This is a genomic window from Pantoea sp. K16, from assembly GCF_048452805.1.
Lineage (GTDB): Bacteria > Pseudomonadota > Gammaproteobacteria > Enterobacterales > Enterobacteriaceae > Pantoea > Pantoea agglomerans.
This window is the reverse complement of record NZ_JBLWNV010000001.1, coordinates 37,511-61,780: the sequence shown is the minus strand read 5'-3', so window position 1 is coordinate 61,780 and position 24,270 is coordinate 37,511. Positions and strand designations below refer to the sequence as shown.

Here is a 24,270-nt window from a genome sequence, read left to right as displayed (position 1 = left end):
TAATAATTTGTGATCGCGGCGAAGGAACCGACGGCTGCATTCGTTTACGTTGTGAGCAATCAGAATGTAATCGATTACTTATTCGTGAGGTTCCCATGATTGCAACAGTGCAGGAGAGAGCAGGCCAGCAGATGCAGCATAAGCTGCTTGTGCCGCGCCTCTCTCTGATGATGTTTATGCAGTTCTTTATCTGGGGCAGCTGGTCGGTGACGCTGGGGCTGGTAATGACTCGTCACAACATGCCGTTGCTGATTGGGGATGCGTTTTCGGCCGGGCCCATCGCCTCAATTCTCTCGCCGTTTGTGCTCGGTATGCTGGTGGATCGCTTTTTTCCCTCGCAGAAAGTCATGGCGGTGATGAACCTGGCGGGCGCAGCGATTCTCTGGTTCGTGCCCCAGGCGCTAATCGCGGAGAACGGGGCGCAGCTGATCGCACTGTTGTTTGGCTATACGCTCTGCTTTATGCCGACGCTGGCGCTTTCAAATAACATCGCCTTTCACAGCCTCGCCAGCAGCGAGAAAAGCTTTCCCATCGTCAGAGTCTTCGGCACCATCGGCTGGATCGTGGCGGGGATCTTTATTGGCGTAACGGGCATTGCTGATAGCGTGGCAGTGTTCCAGCTGGCGGCGCTCTGTTCGGTACTACTGGCGATCTACAGCCTGACGCTGCCACATACGCCGGCACCAGCCAAAGGATTGCCGTTAAAAGTCCGCGATCTCTTCTGCGCCGATGCCTTCGCACTGCTGCGACTGCGTCATTTCCTGGTCTTCGCTGTATGTGCCACCCTGATCTCTATTCCGCTCGGCACCTACTACGCCTTTACCGCCTCCTGGCTGGCGGATGCCGGTATCCGGGAAGTGAGCACCCTGATGTCACTGGGTCAGATGTCTGAAATTGTTTTCATGCTGATTATTCCACTGCTGTTCCGCCGTCTTGGCGTGAAAGTCATGCTGCTGATTGGGATGACAGCGTGGTTTGTCCGCTATGCACTGTTTGCGCTGGGCATGAGTGATGAGACGCGCACGCTGATTTATCTGGGCATTCTGCTGCATGGCGTCTGCTATGACTTCTTCTTTGTGGTGGGATTCATCTACACCGATCGGATCGCCGGTGAAAAGGTCAAGGGGCAGGCGCAGAGCATGGTGGTGATGTTCACCTACGGTATCGGCATGCTGCTGGGATCGCAAATCTCCGGTGCGCTCTACAATCAGCTGGTGGCGGGTAACGCCAGCCCAGAGAGCTGGGCGATATTCTGGTGGATCCCTGCCGTGGCGGCTGCGGTGATTGCGATTATTTTCTTCTTCTCATTCAAATACCGTGATTAAGCGGTAACTGAAATCAGGAGTCACAGATGAAAACAGTTAAGGGACCCGGCATCTTCCTGTCTCAATTCATTACCACCCAGCCGCCTTTTAACTCACTGGCGGGGCTGGCGGAGTGGGCCGCCGGGCTGGGATACCGGGCACTGCAGATCCCCTGCCACCAGCCCGCTATTTTCGACCTTGAGCAGGCAGCGGTCAGCCAGACTTACTGCGACGAGGTGCGGGGAACACTGGCCAGTTTCGGGCTGGAGATCAGTGAGCTTTCAACGCATCTGGAAGGGCAGCTGGTTGCCGTGAACCCCGCATACGATCTCGCTTTTGATAATTTTGCGCCTGCCGCGCTGCGAGGCGATCCCGCCCGGCGCACCGACTGGGCCATCGCTACGCTGAAGCGTGCGGCTGCCGCTTCTGAAAAACTCGGCCTGCGCGCACATGCCACTTTTTCCGGCTCGCTCGCCTGGCCCTGGTTCTATCCCTGGCCGCCACACCATGAAGCCCTGTTTGATGAGGCGTTTGCTGAGCTGGCGCGCCGCTGGCTGCCGGTGCTGGATAGTTTTGACCATCACGGTGTGGACCTCTGTTATGAAATACATCCCGGCGAAGACCTGCATGACGGTGTCACGTTTGAGCGATTTCTGACGCAAGTGAATCACCACCCGCGCTGCAATATCCTGTTCGATCCCAGCCATCTTCTTCTGCAACACATCGACTATCTGCAGTTCATCGACCTCTATCATCCGCGTATCAAAGCTTTTCACGTTAAGGATGCGGAGTACCAGTTAAATGGACGCAGCGGAGTATATGGCGGTTATCAGCCGTGGCTGGCGCGCGCAGGACGCTTTCGCTCGCCGGGCGATGGCCAGATCGACTTCAGCCGCATTTTCAGCAAACTGGCCCAGTACGACTATGACGGCTGGGCGGTGCTGGAGTGGGAGTGCTGTCTGAAGGATGGCGAGACCGGGGCGCGTGAAGGGGCAGAATTCATCCGCCGGCATATTATCCCGGTGGCTGACCGCGCTTTTGATGATTTTGCTTTAGCAGAGAACGCCCCTGCGGTGCGCCATCAGCTGGGTCTGGATCGCGACGTCTGAGGCGGCATGGATTCAAAGGTTTTCTGCGGGTGAGTTAAAAACAGAGGGATCGCTATGTCTATTCAGAAAATCGCCCGGATGGCGGGTGTTTCGGTTGCCACCGTTTCCCGTGTGTTGAATAACAGCGACAGCGTAAAACCGGCTAACCGGCAGAAAGTCCTTGAGGCGATCGAAGAGAGCAACTATCAGCCTAACCTGCTGGCGCGCCAGCTGCGTACGGCGCGCAGCTCGATGATTCTGGTTCTGGTTTCCGATATCTCTAACCCATTCTGCGCAGAGGTGGTCAAAGGCATTGAGGAGCAGGCGGAGAAAAATGGCTATCGCATCCTGTTGTGTAACTCGGGCGCGGATATTGCCCGTTCGCGATCCAGCCTGCAACTGCTCTCCGGCAAGATGGTGGATGGCATTATCACCATGGATGCTTTCAGCAAGCTGCCGGAGCTTAGCCAGCTGATAGGCAAGGCTCCCTGGGTTCAGTGCGCCGAACATGATGATAATGGCCAGATCTCCTGCGTCGGGATTGATGATGACGTCGCTGCGCAGTCAGTGGTGCACTATCTGGCCGGACAGGGACGTCAGCGCATTGCGCTGATCAATCACGACCTCCGCTACCGATATGCCCGCCTGCGTCAGCAGGGCTACGTATATCAACTCAAAGAGCAACAACTCGCATGGCAGGCCATCGCTTACGCCAGTGAGTTAAGCTTCAGCGCCGGAAAAGCCGCGATGAATCAGCTGCTGGCGGGCGAGACACGACCTGACGCCGTGTTTGCGGTTTCCGATACGCTGGCAGCGGGTGCCATGGCGGCGATACAGCAGGCGGGTCTGCGGATACCTCAGGACATTGCCGTGGTGGGATTTGACGGCAGTGAACTGGCCGACATGGTATCGCCGCCGCTGACGACTCTGGCTCAGCCCTCCAGGGAGATTGGCCGTCGTGCCTGTGAGCTGGTGCTGCAAAAAATCATCCGGCCAGACTCTCCGCCACAATGTGTGATCATGCAGGGAGAGCTGGTGGTGCGAGCAAGTAGCTGAAGGATTAATCCGCAAAACATATTCCCGCCATAACGTCGTCTTTATTGTCTACTAAAACGCGACAGTCATTGCCAGTTCACGCCATTGTGTGACTACATGGTTTACTTATATGCTGTTTCCATCGAAGGGCATTCGCACTTCCCGAATCAACGAAGGGGCAGAATATGATTGAGCAAAGATTGTCAGAGCAACGCGGCGTGGGCGATCACGGCTGGCTGAATTCACGTCACACCTTCTCTTTTGCAAATTACTGGGATCCAAAGCAGGCGGGCTTCTCAGATCTGCTGGTGATCAACGATGATCGGGTAGCCAAAGGTCGCGGTTTTGGCGCCCATCCTCACAGCAACATGGAGATTATCTCCTATGTCCTGGAGGGCGCGCTGGAGCATAAAGATTCTATGGGCACCGGCTCTGTGATTGTTCCCGGGGATGTGCAGCTGATGAGTGCCGGTAGCGGTGTGACTCACAGTGAGTTCAACCACTCGGGCACCGAGGGTGTTCACTTTCTGCAAATCTGGGTGGTGCCGGCAGAGAAAAATAGCCCGCCAGGCTACCAGCAGGTCTCCGTCAGCGAAGCGGATAAACGCGGTAATCTGCGACTGATTATTTCGCCGGAAGGTGAAAACGGGGCATTGCGGGTGCGCCAGGATATTCGCATCTATGCGGGACTGTTCCAGGGGGATGAGCAGCAGACAATCACTCTGCCGGACGACCGCTATGCGTATATTCATGTGGCGCGCGGCAGTGTCAGGGTAAATGGCCTGCAATTTAATGCCGGAGACGGTGCGCGGGTTCGCAATGAGAAAACGCTGTCGTTCAGTCACGGGGAAGGAGCGGAGGTGTTGTTATTCGATCTGCGTCCCAACGAAGTGAATCATCCAACCCGTTAAAATGAAAACTGCGCGGCTTCCACCGCGCAGTTTTTTTGCATCACTGCGCGTTAAGAAACGCCAGCAGATCCTGATTCAGTTGATCCTGATGCGTCACCGCAAAACCGTGCGGCGCATTGTCATAAACCTTGAGTTCAGCACCTTCAATCATCTCCGCTGCCACTTTGCCGGTGGATTCAAACGGAACGATCTGGTCGTTGCTGCCATGAATCACCAGCGTCGGCACATTCACTTTCGCTACGTCAGCACGGAAATCGGTCTCAGCAAAAGCGGTGACGCAATCAACGGTGCTCTTCAGCGAAGCGAGCAGCGCGATGTTCAGCGTCTGCGTCATGACGCCATCAGAAACGGTCTGTCCGGCATTGGTACCATAAAACGGCGTAGCGAACTCTTTGATAAACTGCGCGCGATCCTTAAGCAGGCCATCACGAATCCCTTCAAACACCGACATATCGACACCCCGCGGGTAGTCTGCCGTTTTGCCAAAGATTGGCGTGACGGCACCCAGCAGCACCAGTGCCGCGACGCGATAGCTGCCATAGCTGCCGATATAGCGTGTGACGTCGCCGCCACCCATTGAGAAACCCACCAGCGTCACATTCTGCAGGTCAAGATGGGTGATCAAATCGTTGATGTCAGAAGCAAAGGTATCGTAGTTATTACCGGTCCAGCGCTGATCAGAACGACCAAATCCACGACGGTCAAAGGCGATAACCCGATAACCGTGCTCCGCCAGGAAGTTCATCTGGCTGTCCCACATATCGGCATCCAGCGGCCAGCCGTGGCTGAACAGAACCGGCTTACCGGTGCCCCAGTCTTTGAAGTAGATCTGTGTGCCGTCGGTCGTTTTAAAGGTGCTCATGGTATTGCCCTCTGTATGACGTGATGGATGAAAAGATGGTGTGCCAGTCACGCTGGCGCCACCAGATAGCGAACCTCGGGTGAATGTTCACCCTGATGAAAAGCGAAAACCCGTCGCTCTATCTTTTTGTCGTTGATGGTGTAGCGCTCTTTCTGACGCAGATGCTCGACCCAGGAGCCGACGACAAACGTCTCAACGAAAATGCCGGGCTGCAAAATATCTTCATACAGTGACCAGTTGATGGCGCCACCGCGACGCCTGACCCGACGCATATCCTGCATGCAGACGGTAAAGGCATGTGCATCATCAATAGTAATCCGGTATTCGTAATTCACCATCACCGGGCCGCGTTCATGACGAATATCCAGTGCGGGCGCGTTGACGCCATCACCAATCATATCGAGATTGAGGTCGGGATCCTGGTCGAGCCGCCAGCGCCAGACGGTGCTGCTGGCCAGCACCATGCCCAGTGCGGCGATGCAGAGCGACAGCGGAATGCTGAAGTGCGAGGCGAGCTGTCCCCAGAGTGCGCTGCCGGCGGTCATGGAGCCGAAGAACACCGTCAGATAGACCGCCAGCGCGCGGGCTTTCACCCATTTCGCGGCGCTGCGCTGTGCGCCGAGATTCAGCGTCGAGAGCACGGCAATCCAGGCAAATCCGGTAAAAAATTCACACGCATTCAGTAGCCAGAAGTGACGTACAAAAGCCAGAGCCAGCATGGTCAGGGCGAAAACAAGACTGGCGAGTACCATCAGGCGATCGGAACTCAGGCGACGACGCAGGCGTGGCAGCAGCACCGCGCCGGTAATCGCGCCGACACCGATACAGGCCAGCATGATGCCGTAGCCGCCAGGGCCAAGGCCGAGTTCACGACGCGCCACCAGCGGCAGCAATGCCCAGCCCGCGCTGCCAAACAGGAAGAAGGCAAAGGTTCGCACCAGCACATTACGTAACACCGGTGCCGCGTGAACGTAGCGGAGTCCGGCACGCACCGCCGGAAAGAAGTGCTCGGGCGGGAGGCGCTGCACGCTTGGCTCCGCCTTCCAGCGCCAGAGCACCCAGGCGACGCCCAGCACTGAGAGTGCATTCAGCAGGAAAACCATCCAGGGACCGGTGAACGAGAGGATCAGGCCACCCAGCGCCGGGCCGATGGCACGACTGATATTAATACCGAGTGAGTTAAGGGCAATGGCCGCACCCAGCTCCGGTTTCGACACCAGATCCGGCACTACCGCCTGAAATGGCGGTGAACTCATGGCGGCACCGGCGCTCAGCAAGAAGGCTGCCACCAGCAGCACCTCGGGAGTGACATGGCCGGTCCAGGCGAGCACCGTCAGTCCACAGGCGGCGATAAAGGTCCATAGCTGGGAAAACAGCAGATATTTGCGGCGGTCAACGATATCCGCCATCACGCCTGATGGCAGCGCGAACAGGAACATCGGCAGGCTGCTGGCCGCCTGCACCAGCGCCACGGCCAGCGGATCGGCACTCAGCGTCAGCATGCTCCAGTTCACACCCACATCGTTCATCCATGAACCGATATTGGAGACGACGGTGGCGATCCACAGCATGCGGAACACCGGCCTGCGTAGCGGCTGTAACGGCGAAATCTCGCCAGCGGCCTGGACCTCAGGCTGCTCCTGCTCCAGCTGGTGGATATCATTAACCTGCGCCATGACGAACCCCCTGATGTTTCACCGCGCCGATTCGCCAGCCGCCAGGCCCGGTCAGCGCCAGCGTGGTAAAGATAATCAGCAGCAGCCAGCCGAACTGGCCTTCCGCCAGTGACCAGCCAGGGTGTACCACCAGCATCGCGACCAGCAGCACCGCGATGATCGGCAGGCAGGCAATCCGGCTACCCCAGCCGAGAATAATAAAGATCGGGCAGATGACTTCAGCCACTATCGCTGGCAGCAGGCTCATCATCGGTCCCAGACCAAACGGGTCTTCTATACGCGTCAGTTCTTCGCTGAAATGCAGAATTTTCGGCAGTCCATGCACCTGTAACAGCAGCAGGCTGCCGGTCAGGCGCAGGAAGAACAGCCCCGCGTTGATGCGGGGCGATTGAGTGATAGCGTTATTCATGATTAAAACGCGAAGCAGCTGCAGCCGAGCGCGCCCCAGAAGGCGTTATCTTCGGCAACCGGAACGCTGGAACCACGGGCGATCTCATGGGAGTGGCGATGAACACCGCAGGGGCCACTGCAGTGGTGCACGGTGGGCATCATACCCGCACGGCTCTGCGCAACCGGCGGAGCGCTGCGATAGTGACCTGGCACATTCACCACCGGTGACCACTCAGGCAGAACCGGAATAGCGGGCGGCGCATCCGCGCTGAACGATCCGGCGGCATAGACAATATTGCCATCCACCACCGTCAGCACTGACTCAATGCCTTTAATTTCCTCTTCCGGCACGCTGAAGAAGTCTTTGCTCAGCACGGCCAGATCTGCCAGAAGACCTACCTGAATCCGACCTTTTTTATTTTGCTCGCTGGAGAACCAGGCGCTGCCCTGTGTCCAGAGCATCAGCGCCGTTTCACGGTCAAGGCGGGCATTGACGTCATACATCTGCATGCCGCCCACGGTGCGACCGGAAACCAGCCAGTAGAGCGCGGTCCAGGGGTTATAACTGGCGACGCGGGTTGCATCGGTGCCGAGTCCGACCGGGACGCCGGTTTCCAGCATTTTCTGAACCGGTGGGGTATGGCGGGTGGCTTCAATGCCGTAGCGTTCGGCAAAGTATTCGCCCTGGAATGCCATGCGATGCTGCACCGCAATGCCACCGCCCAGCTCTTTGATACGATCGATATTGCGCTGAGTAACGGTTTCCGCGTGGTCAAAGAACCAGTGCAGACCATTAAACGGGATATCGCGGTTGACCTTCTCAAAGACATCCAGCATCCGGCTGATCGACTCGTCATAGGTTGCATGCAGACGGAAAGGCCAGCGATGTTCCACCAGATGACGCACCACGCGCTCCAGTTCATCCTCCATGCCAGGCGCTAAGTCCGGACGTGGCTCCAGAAAATCTTCGAAATCGGCGGCCGAGAACACCAGCATTTCGCCTGCGCCGTTGTGACGGAAATAGTCGCTGCCCTGACCTGGCGTCAGCATGTCCGTCCACTTCTCAAAATCTTCCAGTTCATGACCCGGACGCTGAGTGAAGAGGTTGTAGGCGATACGCAGCGTCATCTGCTTTTTCTGATGCAGTTCAGCGATTACTTCGTAATCTTCGGGATAGTTCTGGAAGCCGCCGCCCGCATCAATCGCGCTGGTCAGACCCAGTCGATTCAGCTCGCGCATAAACTGACGGGTCGAGTTGACCTGCTGTTCCAGCGGCAGTTTCGGTCCTTTGGCCAGGGTGGCGTAGAGGATCATCGCATTGGGACGGGCGATCAGCAGGCCGGTGGGATTGCCGTTGCTGTCGCGCTGGATTTCGCCACCCGGCGGGTTCGGTGTCTCTTTGGTGTAGCCGACGACTTTCAGCGCTGCGCGGTTGAGCAGGGCGCGGTCATAAAGATGCAGCACGAAAACTGGCGTGTCGGGGGCCGCTTCGTTGATCTCATCCAGCGTCGGCATCCGGCGCTCGGCAAACTGGAACTCGGTCCAGCCGCCTACCACACGCACCCACTGCGGTGACGGCGTGCGCAGCGCCTGCTCTTTCAGCATTCGCAGCGCATCGGCAACCGACGGAACCCCTTCCCAGCGCAGCTCAAGGTTGTAGTTCAGACCACCACGTATCAGGTGCAGGTGGGAATCGTTCAGGCCCGGCACGGCGGTGTGACCTTTCAGATCGATCACTTTGGTGCCGTCGCAGTGATACTCCATCGCCTCTGCCAGTGTGCCTACCGCAACGAATTTGCCATCACGAATCGCAACCGCTTCTGCCACCGGATTGCTGCGGTCAACAGTATGAAATTTGCCATGGGTCAGTATCAGTTCTGCTTTACCCAGCGTAACCATAGATCCTCCTCAACGGGGTTGTCCGACGTAGTGCGGGACAGGAAGTGCCGCAGATAACAGGGCACGAATAAGCCGGATTATGGTGAGCGGGTTAATGCGTCGTCTAGTTATACAGAGGGATACCTATACCTTCGTATAGTTATACGCAGAGATAATAGTTTGCCTTCGCCCGTCGCCCTACACTGCGACCAGACAGCCAGCAGCAGGACGTTAAACCTGCACTGATCGTCCTTTTGCTCCGCGCCAATTGGCGAAAATTCCGTTACATAACCTCTATGGGTGAACGCATGTCCAACGCTAAGCTTGAAGTCCTCACGCCACATAACAGCCAGATTATTTTCATCGACCAGCAGCCGCAGATGGCCTTTGGCGTGCAGTCGATTGACCGCCAGGTGCTGAAAAACAACACCGTTGCGCTGGCGAAGGCGGCGAAAGTCTTCAATATCCCCGCCATCATTACCACCGTCGAAACCGAAAGCTTCTCTGGCCACACCTATCCTGAACTGCTGGATGTGTTTCCGGGTCAGGACATTCTGGAACGCAGCTCAATGAACTCCTGGGATGACCAGAAAGTGCGTGATGCGCTGGCCGCGAACGGCAAGAAAAAAGTGGTGGTGTCCGGTCTCTGGACGGAAGTGTGTAACAACAGCTTTGCACTGTGCGCAATGCTGGAAGGGGATTACGAGATCTATATGGTGGCGGATGCGTCAGGCGGCACCACCAAAGAAGCGCACGACTACGCGATGCAGCGCATGATTCAGGCGGGTGTGGTGCCGGTGACCTGGCAGCAGGTGATGCTGGAGTGGCAGCGTGACTGGGCCAACCGTGACACTTACGATGCAGTGATGAACATCGCCAAAGAGCATTCAGGTGCCTATGGCATTGGTGTGGATTATGCCTACACCATGGTACACAAAGCGCCGTCACGTCAGAAAAGTGAACACCGTACCCTGGCACCGGTTCACGCACCGGTCCGCTAAGGGGCGTCCTGCTGATCGGCTTACGTCTGCCGGTCAGCAGGCATAACAGGAGTCCGGTTATGAATCCTTTACTGCTTTCTCTGGCTGCAGGGGTATTGATTGGCCTGCTTTACGGCCTGTTAAAGGTGCGTTCACCGGCTCCGCCCGCGATTGCGCTGGTGGGGCTGCTGGGGATGTTGCTGGGTGGGGCGCTGGTTCATGCAGTCTTGCCCGCAGAGCATGCGACCACCCTGCAGCGATCCGATGCGCCGTTTGTTACACCTGTTTCGCGGGTAAGCTGAACATGTTGAAATCCTACATTATTTCTCTCACGGTGGGGCTGCTTGCCGGGGTAATCTATGCCCTGATCAACGTGAACTCTCCGGCACCGCCGGTTATTGCTTTAGTGGGGCTGTTTGGCATGCTGGTGGGCGAGCAGTTGATTCCGCTGGGTACGCGTCTGTTCCGCCGGCAGCCGGTGACGCTGAAGTGGTTTCGCCATGAGTGTGTGCCAAAAATCAGTGGGACACCGCCACCCGATGGTGATGACCACCCTTAAGTCCTCGCGTGCCGTACGATGAGGCGTTTCAGAGGATAACTGCATGGCGCTGTCACAGCGTATTGTCATTGTGGACGATGAACGCGCGGTCCGCAGTGGACTCAGCAATCTGTTGCATTCAGACGGCTATTCGACCCGACTATTTGAGTCAGGTGAGGCGCTGCTGAGCGATGACGATGCGCTTTCAGAGGTGGGCATGCTGATCATCGATGTCGGACTCAAGGGCATGTCCGGCTTTGAGCTGTTCACTATTTTGAAACAGCGGGCAGGTCTGCCACCGGTGATTTTTATCTCGGCAGATCTGGAAGAGACCACCCTGTGGTATGCCATTGCCTTGGGTGCCGTGACTTTTTTGCGAAAGCCGATTGATGTTGATACGCTGCTGACACTGATCCGTTGCGAGTTATCTCAGGGAAAGGTGCGCTGATGAGCATGCTTTCAGTTAATTTTCAGGAGAGTGACGACGCAGGGATCGCGATTGAAGATTTCGACACGCTGACGCCGCTGGCGCAGGATGGCTGTCTGCTCTGGATGCTGGCGCGCCGTCACTCAGGTGAGTCACTGATAATCGCCACCGGACAGAGTGACGACGTCACGTTTCAGGCGACGCAGCGGTTGAAAAATGAGCGCGCGCTGGCCGCTTATCTTTCGCCCCGCTGGGCCATCACCGCGACGGGCACCACCCGTTACCTCAACCGCTATGCGCTGATCTACCCCACGTTTCCGTTTCGCAGCCTGGCGAATAACCTCGCGACCCCTCCCGATGAAATCGCTGACTTCCTGCAGGTTGCATTGCAGCTTTGCTACACGCTCGGCCAGGCGCATCATCAGGGCATCGTGCATGGGGATATCAAGCCGGGCCATTTTTTTATTAGTGACGATGGCCGGTTCCGGCTGGGCGGATTTGGCCTCTCCTCGCTGGCGGCACAGTCGGCGGAAAAAAACAGCCTGCGCGTCTCAGGCGGTACGCTGGCCTATATGTCACCTGAACATACCGGCCGCACGCCGCATCCGGTCAGCAGCCTCAGCGATCTCTACAGTCTGGGTGTCGTGCTGTATGAGTATCTCACCGGTAAGTTGCCGTTTGGCTCACCAGATGCGGGGGAGGCGGAGTGGATTCATCATCACATCGCCAGCGCACCCCGGCCAGCCGGACAGGTCAGAGAGGATGTGCCGCTGATGCTCTCTGTGATTCTGCTGCGTCTGCTGGCAAAGTCACCTGCTGACGGGTATCAGACCGTGCAGGGGCTGATGGCTGATTTACGCCGCTGTCAGGCGACGCTGACCGCAGAAAACACCATTGCGCCGTTCACGCCCGGTCTGCAGGAGCGGTTCAGCACCAGTTTCCGGCCCGAGACACTATTCACGCAACATCCGCAGGCTCGCGTGCTGCTGACGACGCTGGATGCGGTCAACCGTACCGGCACGCAGAGCCTGGTGATGCTGAGCGGTGCGCCCGGCTCGGGTAAGTCCGCCATTATCGCTTCCGCCCTGAAAACCCTGCAGCACCGACAGATTCTGCTGGCCGCCAGCAAGGCCGATCAACATTCGCCTGCCGCACCTTATGCCGCAGTCGCCTCAGCGTTTCGCACGGTCACGCTTTATCTGCTGGGATTGTCAGCCCTGGAGCTAAGCAAATGGCGGGTTCGCCTGTTGCGCTTGCTGGGTGGCTATACCGATTTAGCCATTGAACTGGTGCCTGAACTAAAACAGCTGCTGAATATCCGGACGGTGCAGCCGGTGGTGCGCCATGCCCCGGACGCCCGCGAGCAGTTTAATCAGATGGCGTCTGCGCTTATCCAGGCCTTTGCCACCCCGGGCCGTCCACTGGTGATGCTGATTGATGATGTTCACTGGGCAGACAATGCCACGCTGCAACTGCTGGAAAATCTGATTACCCGTAATGAGCATCTGCCTTTTATGCTGGTGCTCGCCTTCCGGGAGGGTGAGTCGATGCCCTGTCCGATGATTGCCGGGTTTCTGCTGCGCCTCAGAGCATCAGCGGCACGTGTCGTGGCGCTGACGCCGCAGCCGCTCAGTGTTAAAAGCATCACCCGCTGGCTGGCGGGAATGCTGCATACCCGTCCCGGCGGCAATCGTGAGCTGGCACAGATTATCTTTGAGAAAACCGGCGGTAATCCGCTCTCGATGCAGGAGTTCTTCCGTCAGGCGGTGGATGATGGGGTGATTGTCTATCGTCAGAACCCGCTGAAGTGGCATTACGACAGCCAGGCGCTGATTGCGCGTCAGTACACCGACAATGTGGCGACGCTGGTATTAAATCAGCTGGCGCGGATGCCGGAGGCTACACGCCAGCTGCTGGGTTCGCTGGCCTGTCTGGGGGCCAGCGGTGAACTGTCGCTGTTAAGTCATATCAACGCGACGTCCGTATCGCGGATTCAGCAGCAGCTTGAGCCTGCCGTCAGCGGCCGTTTTATAACCCTGACTGGCGGGAACTACGCCTTTACCCACGACCGCGTGCATAACGCGGCGTTTTTACTGCTCGAACTTCGGCAGCAACACTCTCTTCATCATCAGGCGGCGGCATGGCTGTCGGCCGCGGTGGCGAATGCCGATCACAGTGAGACGCTGTTCCGCGCGGCTTATCACATCGGCATGATTGCTGAACTGCCGCTTAGTGTCGCAGATCGTGAACGCTATTATCCCCTCTGTTTACATGCTGCGCAGGGAGCAAAACGTGCCGGGGATTATCTCTCGGCGCTGCGCTATCTGCGCAGCGCCCAGCAACTCAGCCAGCGGATGGTGACCGGCAATGACTTTATGCTGGGCATCGATGAGGCGGAGTGCGAATTTCTGCACGGTAATCTCACGACCGCGCAAAAGCTCTGTACCCGACTGCTGAGTGAGCCAGGCACGCTCAGTGAAAAATCGATGGCAGCCTGTCTCTCTGCTGAAATTCATATGCGCCAGTCCGACAACCATCTGGCGCTGGAAACTGCGCTCGCCTGGCTGGCTGTCTTTGGTGTGCATCTCAGGCGTGATCCGGACGACGCGGAGATTGACGCCGCCTGGCAGGCGATCAGGGCGCGGATCGGCGATTCCCCGCAAGCGGCTTTTTCCCACCTGCCACGCAACACCGATCAGGAAACTGAGTCGGTGCTGAACCTGATGGCCAGCACCATTTTTGTCTCCGCCTACGACTGCCCGCAGCTGCATCTGTTACTGGTCTGCCGGATGCTGGAGATGACGCTGGATCACGGCGTGACCGGTGCTTCTGCGTTTGGTCTCGCCTGGTTCAGCGTGCTGATCAGCGAACGCTATCAGGCCTGGCATTTTGGCTATGCCTGTGGTCGGGTGGCCCGTGAGCTGGTGGAGCGGCATGACTTTACCCGCTATAAAGCCCGCACGCTGCTGCCTCTGGATCAGCTGGGGATCTGGACGCAGCCGCTGGATGTGGCCGTAGAAAGTGCCCGTGAAAGTTTTCGCGTCGCGGTGATGCACGGAGACCGTTCCTTTGCCTGCCTCTCGTTGCGTCATCAGATCATGAACACGCTGACACGCGGCGATCACCTGGAGTCGGTCATGACCTCCATTGAGCGCGGACTCGCTTTTACCCGCAAAACCTTTTATCCCGATGTTGAGAACGTGCTGGTCATGCAGAAGCAGCTGGTGATGCAACTGCGGAACAGCAACGGGTTCAGGGCAGGCGATCGCGATGGCGCTTTGCCGATGGTGGCGGGCAGCGAGCCGGGCGTGATCTCTGGCCCAAAAGCGATGGTGCTGTTCTGGGCGGGGTTGTATCGGGGAATGGCGCATTTCTTTGCGGCAGAATACCGGGAGGCGCTGCGCTGTTTTGCAGAAATTCGTCCGCTGACCAGCGCAGTGCCCGCTTACATCTACCTGATGGATATGCATTTTTACAGCGCACTATCGCTGAGTCTGCAGCCCGGTGCGGCTGACAGCAACACGCTGCGCTGCGATCTGGACAAATTTGCGGGCTGGGCCGACCTCAATCCCGGACTCTTTGCTGATAAATATGCCCTGCTCAGGGCAGAGTGTGCCCGTCTTGCGGGCAACACGGGCGAGGCGCTGAAACAGTATGAAAATGCGATCTGTCTCTCCCGCCAGGGGGGATATCTGCACATTCATGCGCTGGCGAATCAGCTGGCTGGCCGCTACTGCAAAGCATTACAGCTAGATACCGCCGCCGATGCCTACGTTAAAGCGTCGATGAGAAGCTGGGAGAGCTGGGGCGCGCTGGCGATGGTGCGCCAGCTTGAGCAGCACTATCCGCATCTGACCACGCCGATGCAAAACAGTGCAGTGGCGACCATTCCCTTTACGCAGGATGCCTCGTTCTACGACCTGGAGAGTGTGCTGACCGCCGTGCGCGCCCTGACGGAGGAGATCAACCTTGATCGGTTGATTCATACCCTGATGCGCATCCTGCTGGAGCGGGCCGGTGCCCAGCGCTGTCGGCTTATCCGGATTCTGGATGGTACGCTTCCGGAAACGCAGGCCTGGGCAGAAAGCACGGCTGATGGCGTGCGGGTGCAGATTGTCAAAGAGCGCCCCGTCGCAACTGACCTGCCGCTATCGGTACTGGCCGCGGTGATCCGTACCGGTCAGGAGATACGTACTGGCAAGCCGGAAGAGTTCAGTCCGTTCAGTCAGGATCCTTACCTGGTGGCCTCGGGCGCTGCGGTGTTATGTGTTCCGATGTTCAGGCAGGCCAATATGGTTGGGGTGCTCTATCTGGAGAATCGCCTGATGCCCGATGCGTTCACGGCTGAGCACTCCCACATTGTTAAAACGTTGAGCGCTCAGGCGGCAGTTTCGCTGGAGACGGCGCGCCTCTACGCTGAACTGCTGGAGGAGAACAACCATCGGCGACGGGTTGAAAAGCAGCTGCGCGCCAGCAAAACCTCACTGATGCTCGGCGAGAAGATCAGTCATACCGGTACCTGGCGCTGGGAAGTGGCAGAGGACATGATGATGGTGTCTGAAGAGTATGGCCGTATTCTGGGCCTGCCAGCCCATCAAAAAGGGTTGTCGATGGCAGATTTTCTGACCCGCGTTCATCCCGATGATTATGAATGCATCAGCGAACTGGTGACCCACAGCGTCAGTCAGGGACGTAGTATGCAGGCTGAGTTCCGTGTGCTCAGGCCGGATGGGGAATGCCGTTATATCAAAGGTATCGGAGAGCCGGTAGAAAACTTCCCCGAGGTGAAAGAGTACTTCGGCACCATTTCCGATATCACCTCGCAGCGCCAGGCAGAAGATGCCGCGCGCATGGCCCAGGCGGATCTGGCCCGTGTAACGCGCGCCACCACAGTCGGGCAACTGACTGCCTCAATCGCACACGAAATTAACCAGCCACTGATGTCGATCGTGGCCAATGCCGGTGCCAGCCTGCGCTGGTTAAAGCGTGAACCGGTGATGCTGGAGAATGCCAGCAGCAGTCTGGATGAAATTATCAAAGAGGGAAAACGTGCCGGAGAGATAATTCGTGGCCTGCAGGCGCTGACCCGCAATCATGAATCGAGCTTTGCCTCGGAAAACCTCCATCTGATCGCTCGCGATATTCTGGCGCTCTCCCGGGTGGAGCTGGAGCGACGCGGAATTTCGCTGGAGCTGAAACTGAAGGCCGAAAAGGCGGATATCTATTGCGACCGCGTTCAGATTCAGCAGGTGCTGCTGAATCTGGTGATCAATGCCATTGATGCCATGTCCGACGATTTACCGCGCGCGGCGCTTTTGCGGCTGACGTCAGAGAACCCGACGCCGGACACGCTGCGTTTTGAGGTGCTGGACAGTGGTTGCGGCTTGCCGGATGGCGTGCGTGAACGGATTTTTGAGTCGTTTTACACCACGAAGAAAAGTGGCATGGGTATGGGATTAACCATCAGCAAAGGGATTATCAAAAAGCATTGTGGTGAGTTAGGCGCAGAGAACCGGGCGGAAGGCGGCAGCCGTTTCTGGTTCACTCTGCCACTTGGATAATCGTATTGAGGCCAGGTGTCTGCCTGGCCTTAGCGGCGTCGGGTATGATCAATATTGAGCCGCTCTGCCGCCCGCACCAGATCGGTGAGCGACCGCGCCTTCATCTTCTCCATCACCCGCCGCTTGTGAACTTTAGCTGTGATCTCACTGACGCCCATTTCGGCGGCGATCTGCTTATTCAGCAGGCCGCTAATCGCCAGCAGCATGACCTCGCTTTCACGCGGTGTCAGGGTCTGATGTCGCTCCAGTATCTCCCTTCGCTCCTCGGAAGAGGCCATATTCTGCCCGGCGATTTGTAAGGCTTCTGCAACCGCCTGCAAAATACGATCGGGATCGACAGGTTTAGTCAGAAACTCATAAGCACCGGTTTTCATCGCCCGCACTGTGACCGGAATAGTCCCGAAGCCGGTTAAGAAGATAGTGGGAATGGCGTAGCCACGATCGATCAATGCCTGTGCGACATCAAATCCATCTGCACCAGGCAGATTAATATCCAGAATCAGGCAACAGGGAAGGGGAGTAAAAGCGTGAGCCAGGAAATCATCAGGCGATGAAAAAGAGATAACCGTGTAATCGTCGGCAGTGAGCAGATTACGCAGTGCAGCAGTCACAGCAGCGTCGTCGTCAACGATATAAACGATGGGATTCATAGGGACCTCGTTTCAGCCAGGTATTTACTGATAATTTAATTAAGCATGACGCGTAAAGAGGCCCTGATGAGAAAGTGTCGGGCAGGGTTAACAGGATATTACCATAACAGTTATCATTATCATCTTATAATTATCAGCTTGTTAAAATTAAGATAAATGGCTGATAGGTATGACTAATATGTGAGCGTCAACTCTGGGGTGGAGCGCCACTGTTCTGGGCGTAAATGCTGATAACTGTCATTTGATCGACATAGCTATGCCATAAATTGTTCGCTCACTCACGGCCAGGAGAATAGTCCCGTTTAATAGCTAAAATAATCCATAAACCCGTTATCCAGATTAAATCGTTTCAGCCTGATATGTACTGGAATAAGTTAGTGGCGGTACGTAATTAATTCGGAAGTAGTCTGTTAACTCGCGGCGGTCCTGATAATTAATTTGCCTGAGGGCAAAACGACGGATTGATAAGCGTGCCGATCATTACACTGCGTCTTATAGCGAAATAAGCTAGTTGATTATATAGTTACAACATACATTATGTTTGGTTATTAACCCTAAACTTCACCATTGTGCGGCCAATGCTTATCAACGCGAAGCCTCTGTGCCAGATTCTGACGATCAGCCGGGTAAAACCTGACCCGTTTTTGCCCGGTAAGAAGTCATTACATTTAAAAAAGCCTTACCTGTCAGCGAGTAACCTTGATAAGCGTAGCGGTATTCATGGCGTGGCTGCTAATCCTCACTAAGCTTGTGAAGCAACCCTTTAAATAGAGGGAGATTTTCCATTCGGTAGCTCGTCGCAATGTCGTCATGAGGCTTATATGAGTCAAAATTACTGCACCATTATCTACAATGGTGAACGGTTAAAAGGGTTAGCTGATCAACCGCTAATCGATTTTCTGGATGCTCAAGGGAAAAAACTACCTCATGTCTGTTACCACCCGGCGTTGCCGCCGCTGCAAAGTTGTGATGTCTGCTGGGTAGATGCCAACGGCGAGCGGGTTCGCGGCTGCACGCTCCGCACTGAAGAGGGGCTGGAGGTGCAGAGTGAAGGCAGTGCGCTTAAGGCCGCGCAGCAGGAGGGAATGGATCGGCTGCTCAATCGTCATGAGCTTTACTGTACCGTCTGTGAACACAACACCGGTGACTGCACGCTGCATAATGCCGTGGCAGATATGCACATTCCGATTCAGTACTATCCTCATGAGCCCAAGCCCTACGCAAAAGATCATTCCAATCCGTTTTACACCTACGATCCTGACCAGTGCATCTTATGCGGTCGCTGTGTCGAAGCGTGTCAGAATGTCGAGGTCAATGAGACGCTGTCGATTGACTACACCCAGGCGCATCCTCGCGTGCTCTGGGATGGCGGAACGGAAATCGCCGGTTCCAGCTGCGTCAGCTGCGGACATTGCGTCACTGTTTGCCCGTGCAATGCGCTGCTGGAAAAAACCATGCAGCCAGATGCAGGCCCCTTTACCGCGATGGATGAAGGGCTGAAGCGTCCGCTGATCGACTTTGTTAAAACGCTGGAAAACAGCATCGGCATGGAGCCGATTACCGGCGTTTCGAAAATCGATGTGGCGCTACGCCAGTCTGAGATCAAACGCACAAAAACCGTTTGCACCTATTGCGGTGTAGGCTGCAGCTTTGAAATCTGGACCTGCGACCGCCATATCCTGAAAGTTCAGCCGGTCGCCGAAGCCCCGGCCAACGGCATCTCGACCTGCGTTAAAGGTAAGTTCGGCTGGGATTTCGTCAACAGCCCGGAGCGCCTGACTACGCCGTTGATCCGCGAGAATGGTCGCTTCCGACCTGCCAGCTGGGATGAAGCGCTACAGCGGGTTGCCGAAGGATTGCAGGGTATCGCTCAGAATTATGGAGGCGATGCGATTGGCTTTATCGGCTCCAGCAAGGCCAGCAATGAAGAAGCCTATCTGACCCAAAAAATCGCCCGTTTAATTTTTGGCACCAACAACGTTGATAACTCCTCGCGCTATTGTCAGAACCCGGCCACAGAAGGACTGTTCCGCACGGTGGGCTACGGCGGAGATGCCGGGACGATTGAAGATCTGCAACAGACCGATTTGATCGTGCTGGTCGGCAGCAACCTGGCCGAGAACCATCCGGTCATTGCTTCTCACATCAAACAGAGCCACAAACATCGCGGTCAGAAACTGCTGGTCGTTGATCCGCGCCGTCATGAAATGGCGGAACGTGCTGACTGCTATCTGCGCATCCGACCGGGTACTGACCTGGTCTGGGCCTCGGCGATGGCAAAATATATGTTCGATCACGGTTATGCGGATGAGGCTTTTCTGGCCCAGCGGGTCAACCAGGTTGATGAGTACCGCGCCTCACTAGCTCCCTTTACGCTGGCCTTTGCCAGTAAGACATGTGGACTGAGTGAATCAGAACTGATTGAAGCAGCGGAAATGATCGGCCAGGCGGGCAGTGCCTGTGTGTTGTGGGCGATGGGAATTACCCAGCACAGCCACGGGGCAGACACCAGTACGGCGCTGTCGAACCTGCTGCTGGTCACCGGCAACTATGGCCGGCCTGGCACCGGCGGTTATCCGATGCGCGGACACAACAACGTACAGGGCGCCAGCGACTATGGCTGCCTTAGTAATCTCTATCCCGGCTATGAAAAAGTCACTGACCCAGCGGTGCGCGAAAAATGGGCGCGCGCCTGGGGCGTCTCGCCTGAAGCGCTTTCCGATCAGCCTGGTGCTGATAATTTCAAAATGGTGCAGCAGGCCGGTGAAGGCAAAATTCGTGCGATGTATATCACCGGTGAAGAGACGGCGTTTGCGGATGCCGATGCCACTTCGGTGCATACCGCCTTCAGCAAGCTGGAATTTATGGTCGTACAGGACATTTTCATGTCACGCACTGCCGAATTTGCCGATGTGGTGCTGCCCGGTGCGCCCAGCGTGGAGAAAGAGGGCACCTTTGTGAACACCGAGCGGCGGATCCAGCACTTTTCACCCGCCATGAAGCCGCTGGGTGATAGTCGGCCCGACTGGGAGATCTTTACCGATCTCGCCGCCCGTCTTGGTCATCCGTGGCATTACCCGAACCCAGGCGCGATTATGGCGGAAGCGGCAGGCATCGCAGAGATTTTCGCGGGTGTCAGCTATGAGCAACTGGTCGGCTGGCAGTCCCAGCTCTGGCCCGTCAGCGCCGCAGGCGAAAGCACGCCGCGACTCTACACGGAACGGTTTAATTTCCCGGATGGCAAAGCGCGACTCTATCCGCTGAGCTGGCAGCCGCCCGCCGAGCAGGAGGATTCACAGTATAATCTGCTACTGAATAATGGGCGGATGCTGGAGCATTTCCAGTCGATGAATCAGACCGGGCAGGGTGGCCGCATGATGTCGCTGTCGCCTAATGCCTTTGTTGAGATCTCACCGGAGCTGGCCGCCGAGCGCGCGCTGAACGAAGGAGAGTGGGTGCGCATTACCTCGCGGCGCGGATCGCTGGATGTGCCTGTTGTGATCACTGAGCGAGTGGCAGGCAACGTGCTGTTTATGCCGATTCATCATGGCAAAGATGGCGTCAACGCCCTGACCGGCGAACATCACGATCCCGACGTCAACACACCAGCTTATAAAGAAATTGCCGTAAATATGAAGCGCGTTGATCGCCGGTCGCAGCCTAATCCGGTGCCACTACACAACTTCCGTCACGGCAGTCGTACGCCGCTGGATCACCTGCCGATAGAGCAAAAATGGCAGCAGGCTGGCTATCGGGAACCGCCTGAACATGTCGAAAAACCGGAGAAATTCTAATGGCAGAACGGATGAAATATCAGGTCCCGCCGACACCTACCGAGCCGACCGCCCGGGAGGCGATGGATGAGCTAATCGAAAATCTTCACCAGCACGGTTTTCTGCGGCTGGCGAACGACCTGGTTAAATCAAATAGCGAGGTGGGGAAAATCCTGGTTTCGGGCCTTAATCAGCCGGATACGCAGAACGCGCTGCAGAATCTCTCGCTACTGATGATGACGCTGGGCAGTGTGCCGCCAGAACGGTTTAATCATCTGCTGTTGGCCGTTCGCGATGCCGCGATGGCCGTTAAACCGGCGCGCGATGAGGCCCGTCAGGAAAAAACTGCGCCGGGCATCCGCGGCATTATCCGGTTACTCAATGATGAGGATCTGTGGCGCGGACTTCGCCCCATCTTCGCGGCGCTTGAAGTCTTCTCACAACAGATTGACCGTGAAGAGCAGAAGCCGATTACCCGCTTCAGTGGCAAGCCCACACGGGAGTAGTTCAGCCTGCGATCGTTCAGGATTGCGTGGGGGTGTAGATCAGATGACCGGCTACACCGCCCGCGCCGCCATCTTTTGGATGATTGATACCATCGGAGACCGGGACATCGGTGAAATCAAACGGCGAAACCCCCTCAAGGCAGGCGACATTCACCCCGAACTGATCGGGCTGTGAGCGGCTCTGATGAAAGGTGTAAATGCCGCAAACGGAACAGAAGTAGTGGCCCACCTCTTTGCTGTTGAAACGATACTCTGTTAGCTGCGCTTCACCGCGGGTCAGCTCCACTTTTGTCGCAAATACCACCACCGCGCCGCGCATCCGGCAAAACGAGCAGTTGCAGCGGCGCACCGTATTAAATCCATCCTTCAGCGTCACCCGGTACGCCACCGCGCCACAGTGGCATTGTGCTGTCATTTCATTTTGCATCGTGATCTCCTGTGTAGTGAAACCAACCAGCTTTCAGCCTACGCCAAAGCCTGGGATTTGGCAGCATCGGGTGCGGATTTGTCGACCATTAGCACAGCCAGGGCAGGGTGCGTTCATCGGGTTCGTCTGCGACACGATTTATTTAATCACCCCGTATCAGACAGTAATAAGCGTCATCTCTTCCGCTTCAAACGCCTTAAGCAGTTCTTTATCGAGCTTCTCTTCCACGACGAGCGTTGAAATTTCACGGCATTTCGCCACGCTGAATCGCGCTACGGCGGGGATTTTATCCGCTGTCAGCCCGACAATGACCTGATTGCTTTGCGCCATGGCAACTTTCTTGAATTCGCAATCCGCATAGTTAAAACCGGTCAGACCGGCCTCCGGACTCATGGCACAGCCGCCAATAAACGCCTGATCAAACAGAATCCCCTGGATCTGGTTGATCGCGGTTTGCCCGACCGCGCCGCCGGTGCTCTTCTGTATCTGCCCGCCCAGCATAATCACCTCCGCAGCAGGATGGTTGATCAGTAGCGCAGCAATATCGGGTGCATTGGTGACGACGGTGATATTCAAATCTGGTGATAGCGCCTGTGCCAGCGCCAGATTGGTTGTACCGGCATCAATAAAGATGCAGCTATTGGCTTTCACCAGGCTGGCACAGCGCTGCGCGATCAGGGCTTTTGCTGCGTGATCGTGAGCTTTCCGGCTGACAAAGCTGCCCGCCTCCTGAAGCTGTAACACCGCACCGCCATAGACCTTTTTACATAAACCCTCTTTACTGAGTTCATGGAGATCGCGGCGGATAGTGTGCTCTGATACAGCCAATTGCCGTGCCAGGTCAGCGCAGACCACCCGTCCTTTGTCCTGCAATATCTCACGAATCAGCGCTTGTCGCTGCTGCGGGAAAGCTGCATAATCGAGCATATAAACCTCAAAATATTCACAATCGAGCTATAGTGAGCATAATCGTTCACTGCCGGGCAGGGAGTCAATAGCGATCTCTCGGTCCTGTCAGCTCTCCCCGACATCCCTCAAAGGAATGCAATGGCTAATAACGTCTCTTCCACGCTGGCAACACGCATCATCTTTTTTATAGCCGGATTTATAACCGCGACCTGGGCGGTGATTGTGCCCTTCGCCCGCGGCAATACCGGCGTTAATGAGGCGCAACTCGGCACCTTGCTGCTTTGTCTTGGCGTCGGCGCGCTGATTGCGATGCCGGTGACGGGCTGGCTGACCAGCCGCTTTGGCTGCCGCCGGGTGATTCTGGTCGCTGTCGCGCTGGTCATCATCAGTACGCCATGGCTATCGGTGCTGAGCGACCCGCTGTTGCTGGCGCTGGCGTTGCTGTTTTTTGGCGTCGGCATCGGAGTAACCGACTGCGCCATGAACATCCAGGCGATCCTGGTGGAGAAGCAGGCGGAAAAGCCAGTCATGTCAGGCTTTCACGGCATGTATAGCGTGGGCGGCATTGCCGGGGCAGGCTTTATGACGCTGCTGCTGGCGATGGGATTTAGCGTGCTGACCGGCTGTTTGCTGGCGGTCGCGGCGGTGATTATCATGACGCTGGTCAGCGCATCGGGCTTACTGACCTACGCGAACCCCGCTGAAGGCCCGGTGTTTGCTGTTCCGCGCGGCAGCGTACTGATTATCGGCATCATCTGCTTTGCCGTCTTCCTGACCGAAGGCACCGTGCTGGACTGGAGTGCTGTCTATCTGACCGACGTCCGGGCCATTCCGGCATCACTGGGCGGACTGGGCTATACCTGCTTTGCCATTGCGATGACCGTGGCGCGTCTGACCGGGGATCGGATTATCTCATCGCTGGGACGTTTACCGGTTGTGCTGGGCGGCGCACTGATTGCCGCCGCAGGCATGGCGATGGTGACCTTTATCGCCTCCTGGCCGATGGCGTTGCTGGGCTACACCCTGGTCGGCGCAGGCTGCGCCAATATCGTGCCGGTAATGTTCTCCGCCGCCGGACGTCAGACGGTGATGCCGCAGGCGGTCGCCGTGCCTGCCATTACTACTCTGGGTTACCTGGGGGTACTGAGCGGGCCAGCCGTGATTGGCTACGTGGCGCATTACACACATCTCACTTTCTCGTTTTCACTGATTATGGCGCTGATGCTGATCGTCGGTGCGGTCTCTCTGACCCTGGATCTGGGCCGTAGCCGCGCGGGGGAGAATGCATAAAATTACCCAGTCCGCGCTCCTGACAGAATTTCATTGAACGGGGCGCGGAGTCATCTTCAGGAGGA

At 56.8% G+C, this 24,270-nt stretch carries 19 protein-coding genes; 12 read left to right on the top strand and 7 right to left on the bottom strand.

The window, feature by feature from the left end; genetic code table 11:
- Positions 1-95: 95 nt before the first annotated feature.
- From ACK13D_RS00280 to ACK13D_RS00265, 4 genes are all read left to right on the top strand, one after another.
- A complete protein-coding gene (locus tag ACK13D_RS00280) occupies positions 96-1,325 on the top strand; it encodes an MFS transporter (protein WP_158149912.1) in 1,230 nt (409 codons plus the stop codon).
- A 26-nt stretch (positions 1,326-1,351) separates the two neighbouring features.
- Entirely contained in the window at positions 1,352-2,413 is a 1,062-nt protein-coding gene (locus ACK13D_RS00275) for a sugar phosphate isomerase/epimerase family protein (RefSeq protein WP_418795346.1), read from the top strand.
- 54 nt (positions 2,414-2,467) lie between these two features.
- Complete coding sequence (locus ACK13D_RS00270) at positions 2,468-3,448, top strand: LacI family DNA-binding transcriptional regulator (protein ID WP_418795344.1); 981 nt, start codon at positions 2,468-2,470, stop codon at positions 3,446-3,448.
- A gap of 164 nt (positions 3,449-3,612) precedes the next feature.
- A complete protein-coding gene (locus ACK13D_RS00265; RefSeq protein WP_031590637.1) occupies positions 3,613-4,338 on the top strand; it encodes a pirin family protein in 726 nt (241 codons plus the stop codon).
- A gap of 40 nt (positions 4,339-4,378) precedes the next feature.
- Here ACK13D_RS00265 and ACK13D_RS00260 read toward each other — a convergent pair whose 3' ends face one another.
- From ACK13D_RS00260 to ACK13D_RS00245, 4 genes are read right to left on the bottom strand one after another with little or no spacing between them, the layout of a single operon-like run.
- Complete coding sequence (locus ACK13D_RS00260; RefSeq protein WP_418795342.1) at positions 4,379-5,200, bottom strand: alpha/beta fold hydrolase; 822 nt, start codon at positions 5,198-5,200, stop codon at positions 4,379-4,381.
- A gap of 47 nt (positions 5,201-5,247) precedes the next feature.
- Positions 5,248-6,876 carry an MFS transporter gene (locus ACK13D_RS00255; protein ID WP_418795341.1) on the bottom strand — a complete coding sequence of 543 codons (1,629 nt, stop codon included), beginning with the start codon at positions 6,874-6,876 and terminating at the stop codon, positions 5,248-5,250.
- Positions 6,863-7,285 (bottom strand): DoxX family protein, encoded by a 423-nt coding sequence (locus ACK13D_RS00250; RefSeq protein WP_010670329.1) that lies wholly within the window; start codon positions 7,283-7,285, stop codon positions 6,863-6,865. Before ACK13D_RS00250 ends, ACK13D_RS00255 begins: the two co-directional genes overlap by 14 nt.
- Before the next feature lie 2 nt (positions 7,286-7,287).
- Positions 7,288-9,165: an amidohydrolase gene (locus ACK13D_RS00245; protein WP_187500474.1), complete on the bottom strand. Its 1,878-nt coding sequence runs from the start codon at positions 9,163-9,165 to the stop codon at positions 7,288-7,290.
- Positions 9,166-9,452: 287 nt separating this feature from the next.
- Between ACK13D_RS00245 and ACK13D_RS00240 the strand changes: the two genes are divergently transcribed.
- The 5 genes from ACK13D_RS00240 to ACK13D_RS00220 are packed head-to-tail and all read left to right on the top strand — an operon-like array spanning position 9,453 to position 16,650.
- Positions 9,453-10,145, top strand: coding sequence for a hydrolase (locus tag ACK13D_RS00240; protein ID WP_010247179.1), 693 nt, complete (start codon positions 9,453-9,455; stop codon positions 10,143-10,145).
- A 59-nt stretch (positions 10,146-10,204) separates the two neighbouring features.
- On the top strand, positions 10,205-10,426 hold the full coding sequence (locus tag ACK13D_RS00235) for a XapX domain-containing protein (RefSeq protein WP_010247175.1): 222 nt from the start codon (positions 10,205-10,207) through the stop codon (positions 10,424-10,426).
- Positions 10,427-10,428: 2 nt separating this feature from the next.
- A complete protein-coding gene (locus ACK13D_RS00230) occupies positions 10,429-10,683 on the top strand; it encodes a XapX domain-containing protein (RefSeq protein ID WP_010247172.1) in 255 nt (84 codons plus the stop codon).
- A 43-nt stretch (positions 10,684-10,726) separates the two neighbouring features.
- On the top strand, positions 10,727-11,110 hold the full coding sequence (locus ACK13D_RS00225) for a response regulator transcription factor (RefSeq protein ID WP_010670332.1): 384 nt from the start codon (positions 10,727-10,729) through the stop codon (positions 11,108-11,110).
- Positions 11,110-16,650, top strand: coding sequence for an AAA family ATPase (locus ACK13D_RS00220; RefSeq protein ID WP_418795337.1), 5,541 nt, complete (start codon positions 11,110-11,112; stop codon positions 16,648-16,650). Before ACK13D_RS00225 ends, ACK13D_RS00220 begins: the two co-directional genes overlap by 1 nt.
- 29 nt (positions 16,651-16,679) lie before the next feature.
- On the opposite strand, the gene ACK13D_RS00215 is transcribed toward ACK13D_RS00220, so the two are convergent.
- Complete coding sequence (locus ACK13D_RS00215; protein WP_418795335.1) at positions 16,680-17,300, bottom strand: response regulator transcription factor; 621 nt, start codon at positions 17,298-17,300, stop codon at positions 16,680-16,682.
- An 821-nt stretch (positions 17,301-18,121) separates the two neighbouring features.
- Here ACK13D_RS00215 and fdhF point away from each other — a divergent pair.
- Together fdhF and ACK13D_RS00205 are read left to right on the top strand one after the other, a co-directional pair.
- The gene (gene fdhF / locus ACK13D_RS00210; RefSeq protein ID WP_418795333.1) at positions 18,122-21,094 is read left to right on the top strand and encodes a formate dehydrogenase subunit alpha; all 2,973 of its coding nucleotides are present in this window, start codon (positions 18,122-18,124) and stop codon (positions 21,092-21,094) included.
- Positions 21,094-21,579 (top strand): DUF1641 domain-containing protein, encoded by a 486-nt coding sequence (locus ACK13D_RS00205; RefSeq protein WP_418795331.1) that lies wholly within the window; start codon positions 21,094-21,096, stop codon positions 21,577-21,579. Before fdhF ends, ACK13D_RS00205 begins: the two co-directional genes overlap by 1 nt.
- A 16-nt stretch (positions 21,580-21,595) precedes the next feature.
- Here the strand turns inward: ACK13D_RS00205 and ACK13D_RS00200 are convergent, their stop codons facing one another.
- Entirely contained in the window at positions 21,596-22,006 is a 411-nt protein-coding gene (locus ACK13D_RS00200; RefSeq protein ID WP_033769017.1) for a GFA family protein, read from the bottom strand.
- A gap of 156 nt (positions 22,007-22,162) precedes the next feature.
- Positions 22,163-22,933, bottom strand: coding sequence for a DeoR/GlpR family DNA-binding transcription regulator (locus ACK13D_RS00195; RefSeq protein ID WP_418795329.1), 771 nt, complete (start codon positions 22,931-22,933; stop codon positions 22,163-22,165).
- A gap of 120 nt (positions 22,934-23,053) precedes the next feature.
- Here ACK13D_RS00195 and ACK13D_RS00190 point away from each other — a divergent pair, with 120 nt between their 5' ends.
- Entirely contained in the window at positions 23,054-24,205 is a 1,152-nt protein-coding gene (locus tag ACK13D_RS00190; RefSeq protein WP_418795327.1) for an MFS transporter, read from the top strand.
- The last annotated feature ends 65 nt before the right edge of the window (positions 24,206-24,270 follow it).

Bases quoted from the DNA above. Each gene is read 5' to 3' on its own strand.
- ACK13D_RS00195 (WP_418795329.1), bottom strand. From the start codon at position 22,933: ATGCTCGATTATGCAGCTTTCCCGCAGCAGCGACAAGCGCTGATTCGT.
- ACK13D_RS00245 (WP_187500474.1), bottom strand. From the start codon at position 9,165: ATGGTTACGCTGGGTAAAGCAGAACTGATACTGACCCATGGCAAATTT.
- ACK13D_RS00275 (WP_418795346.1), top strand. From the start codon at position 1,352: ATGAAAACAGTTAAGGGACCCGGCATCTTCCTGTCTCAATTCATTACC.
- ACK13D_RS00230 (WP_010247172.1), top strand. From the start codon at position 10,429: ATGTTGAAATCCTACATTATTTCTCTCACGGTGGGGCTGCTTGCCGGG.
- ACK13D_RS00240 (WP_010247179.1), top strand. From the start codon at position 9,453: ATGTCCAACGCTAAGCTTGAAGTCCTCACGCCACATAACAGCCAGATT.
- ACK13D_RS00265 (WP_031590637.1), top strand. From the start codon at position 3,613: ATGATTGAGCAAAGATTGTCAGAGCAACGCGGCGTGGGCGATCACGGC.
- fdhF (WP_418795333.1), top strand. From the start codon at position 18,122: ATGAGTCAAAATTACTGCACCATTATCTACAATGGTGAACGGTTAAAA.
- ACK13D_RS00190 (WP_418795327.1), top strand. From the start codon at position 23,054: ATGGCTAATAACGTCTCTTCCACGCTGGCAACACGCATCATCTTTTTT.
- ACK13D_RS00205 (WP_418795331.1), top strand. From the start codon at position 21,094: ATGGCAGAACGGATGAAATATCAGGTCCCGCCGACACCTACCGAGCCG.
- ACK13D_RS00255 (WP_418795341.1), bottom strand. From the start codon at position 6,876: ATGGCGCAGGTTAATGATATCCACCAGCTGGAGCAGGAGCAGCCTGAG.
- ACK13D_RS00215 (WP_418795335.1), bottom strand. From the start codon at position 17,300: ATGAATCCCATCGTTTATATCGTTGACGACGACGCTGCTGTGACTGCT.
- ACK13D_RS00250 (WP_010670329.1), bottom strand. From the start codon at position 7,285: ATGAATAACGCTATCACTCAATCGCCCCGCATCAACGCGGGGCTGTTC.
- ACK13D_RS00200 (WP_033769017.1), bottom strand. From the start codon at position 22,006: ATGCAAAATGAAATGACAGCACAATGCCACTGTGGCGCGGTGGCGTAC.
- ACK13D_RS00260 (WP_418795342.1), bottom strand. From the start codon at position 5,200: ATGAGCACCTTTAAAACGACCGACGGCACACAGATCTACTTCAAAGAC.
- ACK13D_RS00270 (WP_418795344.1), top strand. From the start codon at position 2,468: ATGTCTATTCAGAAAATCGCCCGGATGGCGGGTGTTTCGGTTGCCACC.
- ACK13D_RS00280 (WP_158149912.1), top strand. From the start codon at position 96: ATGATTGCAACAGTGCAGGAGAGAGCAGGCCAGCAGATGCAGCATAAG.
- ACK13D_RS00235 (WP_010247175.1), top strand. From the start codon at position 10,205: ATGAATCCTTTACTGCTTTCTCTGGCTGCAGGGGTATTGATTGGCCTG.
- ACK13D_RS00225 (WP_010670332.1), top strand. From the start codon at position 10,727: ATGGCGCTGTCACAGCGTATTGTCATTGTGGACGATGAACGCGCGGTC.
- ACK13D_RS00220 (WP_418795337.1), top strand. From the start codon at position 11,110: ATGAGCATGCTTTCAGTTAATTTTCAGGAGAGTGACGACGCAGGGATC.